Here is a 4371-nt window from a genome sequence, read left to right as displayed (position 1 = left end):
GACGCGTTCTGCTTCGGCTGTGCTGTAGGCGGGTGCCCTGCACCGGCTGCGGCGGGAATCTCAAAGCCTAGTCTGCTAGCCATCACTTGTCTGGAATCTCTGGGAAATTCGTGTTCAGTTGCGGCAGGCGTGTTGCCAACTCTAGCCTATATGGTCGTGGTGTTCGAGTTTTTCCACATGCGTCACGATAGCCTTCCACCGAAATGGTATCGTGAGGCTATGGTTCCATACTTAACAAATTGGCCGCCCGACGCATGAATCTCATCGCAATTGCCATAGCTGTCGTCGGAACGCTGGTCCTTGCCTCCCTGTTTGCGGTCTATGCCTATGGCCGCTTTGCCAAACGCGCGCGCGGCGCGCCGTCCCAGGCACTTGCGACGGCAGAAAACGAAACCCCGTTCGATTCGATGGTTGCCCCGCTATTGGCAAACCGCCCGCATCAGAGCGGGCTGGCACTGCTTTCCTCCAATCTTCATGCCTTTGCCGTCCGCGCCTATACCGCGCGCAACGCGCAGCGCAGCCTCGACCTGCAATATTACTATTGGAAGGACGACCTGACCGGCGGCCTTTTGGCGCGCGAGGTGCTCACCGCCGCCGATCGCGGCGTGCGCGTGCGGCTCATGCTCGACGACATCAACGCCAAGGGCTACGACCCGAACTACCTCGCACTCGACAGCCACCCCAACATCGAGGTTCGCCTGTTCAATCCGAGCTGGGCACGGGCCTTCGGCCTGCAGCGCGGCCTGGAACTTTTGCTGCGCGCGGTGAGGACGACGCGGCGCATGCACAACAAGGCCTGGATCGCCGACGGCCGGCTGGCCATCGTTGGCGGACGCAATATCGGGGATGCCTATTTCGACGCGTCCGAGGATTCCAATTTCCGCGACATGGACCTTTTGCTCGTCGGCGACGTGGTCGACCAGACGGAAGCCATCTTCGACCGCTTCTGGAACAGCGAGGCGGTGCTGCCGATCCGTCATGTCACCGGCATGGCGAAAGGCGACCTGCCGGCGCTACGCGTCCGCCTTGAGCGCACGGCAACCACCGGCCTCGCCGAGCCTTACATCCACCGTGTCACCGAGGAGAGCAGGCAATGGGCGTCGTCGGGCATGGGCAAGCTGCGCTGGACAAACGAGGCTGAAGTCGCCTCCGACCCGCCGGAAAAGGCCTATGGCGGAGGCCAGGACAGCTGGCTGATGACGGCTATCAAACCAATATTGGCTTCCGCGAAGCGCGAGCTGAAGATCGTTTCGCCCTACTTCATCCCCGGCGAGGCTGGCACCCATCAGTTGACGACACTGGCCAAGGATGGGGTTGCGGTCACCGTGTTGACCAATTCGCTCGCCGCCACCGACGTCGCTGCGGTCCACGGCGCTTATGTGCGATACCGCAAGCCGCTGCTGAAAAGCGGTATCGATATCTACGAATTGAAGCCCGACGACGAGCGCACCGACATGTCGCTGTTCGGCTCCAAAGGCGCGAGCCTGCACACCAAGGCGTTCATCGCCGATGGACAGGCAGGCTTCGTCGGCTCCTTCAACTTCGACCCGCGCTCCACCTCGCTCAACACCGAAATGGGCGTGCTGTTCCGCCAAAACGAGCTGGCCGGTGAAGTGGAAGCGGTGATCGCGGCACAGATCTCGCCGCGCGGCAGCTACAAACTTTCGCTGCACGGCGGCAGACTGACCTGGCGCGACCGTGCCGCCAACGGCGCACGCGAACTCACGCACGAACCACGCGCTAGCCTCCGGCGCCGCTTGCTGGCCAAGGTCATCAGCTATCTGCCGATCGAATCCCAGCTGTGAACTGACAAGCTCGGCCAAACACACCAATCGACGTCACATCAAAAGCCGCGCGCTGAACAAAAAGATGCAATGCAGGCGCAATGCGGCTCGCTCTTTAGATCGCCCGGCCGGTTCCAGAATTCCGCGGAACCGGCGCAAGCAGTCTAAAGGAGCGATCCCGTGCGACATGAATGGAAGCCGGAACTGGATCAGTGCGTCGCGCCGGTCCAATCATTGCCGGCACGCGCCGCGAGGCGGCCCTCGGTCTTCCTCCAGACGCTTGGCCTTGGTGCACGCGTCTCGCTCAAGCGCTCGGTGGTGTTTTGCCTGCGATTCGCCTGCCGTCCGGTCAGCACCTTTGGCTGGATAAAATTCCTCGACGATTTTTCGCGACTGCACTCACTCGGCCGTCCGCATGACGACCTGCTGCGCAAGTCGCTGGATGTCTTTTTTGTCCAGGGGATCCCAAGCCCCGTTCGTCTCAAGCTGATGACGGAGCATTTCCGCATCGCGGCCAAGATGCTGAGGCACGACGATCTCGCGGCCCTTTGGCGGGGCGAGCGCCTCGATCTCGGCAGCGTCAGCGGACGCGGCGAAAACTACAACATGCAGATGCTGCTGGCCGCTCATTGCGGCAGCCGTCACGAAGGCGTCTTCGCCCTCAAAATGTCGCGGGCGAGCGACGATTACAGCTTATGGACGGCCAGCTTCGTGCTTGTCCGTGGCGAAGACGGCGCCCCCAGCCTGGCGATCGGCGGCATGCAAGGCCCCAAGGGCACCGAGGCGAAGCGCTCGGTCATCTCCGCAACCCGTTGCCTTGGCGGGTTGCGGCCCAAGGATGCGATGTTGCTCGTGCTTCATGGCCTGGTTTCGGTGACCAATCCGCCGCACATCATGGCCGTTTCCAATGCAACGCATGTCATCAACCAGCGCCGCCGCAAACGCCGGCGGCTGATGCAGGCCGATCTGGACGAATATTGGACGGAGCGCGGCGGCGCACCCGCTGAACCGTTCGGTTTCCAGTTGCCAGCGCCAGCAGCGCCTCAAATCGACAGCCCAAACCGGCGCGAACAAAGCAAACGGGCTTTTTGGGACATCGGCATCGGGATTTGCAGTGCGTCGGGCAGAGATGCGGTTGCCCACTGGCACAAATGACGTTCCGCAAATATCCGAGGCCCTCAGACTCGCCCTTCCAATGTTACTCAATCGAAAACTGCCGATAGTTATAGATTGCACCATCCACTTCCCATCTGCCGATCGACAGACTGATCTCGCCTACCAGCTTGCGGCGGAGAGCGGTCGCGTAGTCTCCCTTGGCGGCAGGCGTGAGAACGAAGGCGTTCGGACCGCCTATGATATTCGCGGCAAAATAGCTGGCGAGATCATATTTTACCCCACGTAGAAGTGGCGACACAGCGATTGCATTAATTGTATACCCCTTCGTGATCGCCTGAATTCGGCTCTGCTGAACGGGCAAGCCGTCGTTGTTGGTGCCATTGGCAGAGATATCAATTATCTTTCTGGTCGCCGCTCCAGGGAACTGGTCGAGAAGTAGACTTCCCTGGTCAATGGCGAAGGAAATGGACGTATCGCCACCAACGTTACCGGTGCGTGTACCGCTTTTGAGGATAGTCGAAGCCGCGGTTTTCGCGTCCTCCAGCCCACATACCGTTGTCCACGGCAGAACGGTGCGCAAATGCCCGTGGCTGGACCACTCAAAATAGGTGATCCCCACGCATCCAAAATAGTTGCGGGCAATTGCTGCGAGGACCTCTGGCGCCACCAATGCTTCAGCATGGCCCTCGCGCTGCATGTCAGCCGTAGATGCATCGACAGACGATGATACATCGACCGCGAAAGCGATCGCGACATCTGCATCGGCGGAATGTGCGGGCAGCGCGACAAATGTGGCTGCGCCGATGCGACTGCACGTTCACCTCAGCCTCCGGTCAGCCCCCGGCCTCATCTCAACAATACGTTATATTCCAAGTTTTGGTAGATCGCCGCTTCGCGGTTTGATGCCGGCCAGCCGAAGCTCCTTCCGAATCGCAAGACAAGCGAAATAACCGCCCGCCTCGATGGATATGATGCCGAACCTTGCCAGCCATCGATTCCCACGCTGATTTGTTACAGGACTTGTAACGTCAGAATGGGCGGCAACCCTGCAGCGCAGGATCCAACGATTTCAATTAGGGGAGGAGAATGGTGCTGCCAGAGAGGATTGAACTCTCGACCTCTCCCTTACCAAGGGAGTGCTCTACCACTGAGCTACGGCAGCAACCGTGAACGGGGCGGCTTGTGCCACATGATTCCCGGCAGCGCAAGTTATCAGTTGCACCAAATCGTGTATCATTTTCCACAGGCCCGCTTACGCCACAATACTGGCCATTTCCGTTGCCAAGCCGCTATGAACGATCGACAAGCGGGGACCACCATATGTCGTCGAAACCAAAAATGCCCTMAAGCGGTGCCGACAAGCGTCAGGCACGGCTCGCAGTCGAGTTGYGCGCCAACCTGATGAAACGCAAGGCGCAGGCCCGCTCGCGACGCACAGGCGAAGCCGATGCGAGGCCGGAAGGCCTTGCAG

At 60.3% G+C, this 4371-nt stretch carries 3 protein-coding genes and 1 tRNA gene; 2 read left to right on the top strand and 2 right to left on the bottom strand.

The window, feature by feature from the left end:
- The first annotated feature begins 254 nt into the window (after positions 1 to 254).
- A complete protein-coding gene (locus tag AC1DUU_RS24465; protein ID WP_476785972.1) occupies positions 255 to 1805 on the top strand; it encodes a phospholipase D family protein in 1551 nt (516 codons plus the stop codon).
- 159 nt (positions 1806 to 1964) lie between these two features.
- A complete protein-coding gene (locus tag AC1DUU_RS24460) occupies positions 1965 to 2939 on the top strand; it encodes a DUF535 family protein (protein WP_476785971.1) in 975 nt (324 codons plus the stop codon).
- A 43-nt stretch (positions 2940 to 2982) separates the two neighbouring features.
- On the opposite strand, the gene AC1DUU_RS24455 is transcribed toward AC1DUU_RS24460, so the two are convergent.
- Both AC1DUU_RS24455 and AC1DUU_RS24450 read right to left on the bottom strand, forming a co-directional pair.
- A complete protein-coding gene (locus AC1DUU_RS24455; RefSeq protein ID WP_476785973.1) occupies positions 2983 to 3648 on the bottom strand; it encodes a DUF1194 domain-containing protein in 666 nt (221 codons plus the stop codon).
- Positions 3649 to 3987: 339 nt separating this feature from the next.
- Positions 3988 to 4062, bottom strand: a tRNA-Thr gene (locus tag AC1DUU_RS24450).
- Positions 4063 to 4371 lie beyond the last annotated feature (309 nt).

The sequence above is a fragment of the Aminobacter sp. P4_H6_2 genome (assembly GCF_056400805.1).
This window is presented reverse-complemented; position numbering and strand designations above follow the sequence as displayed.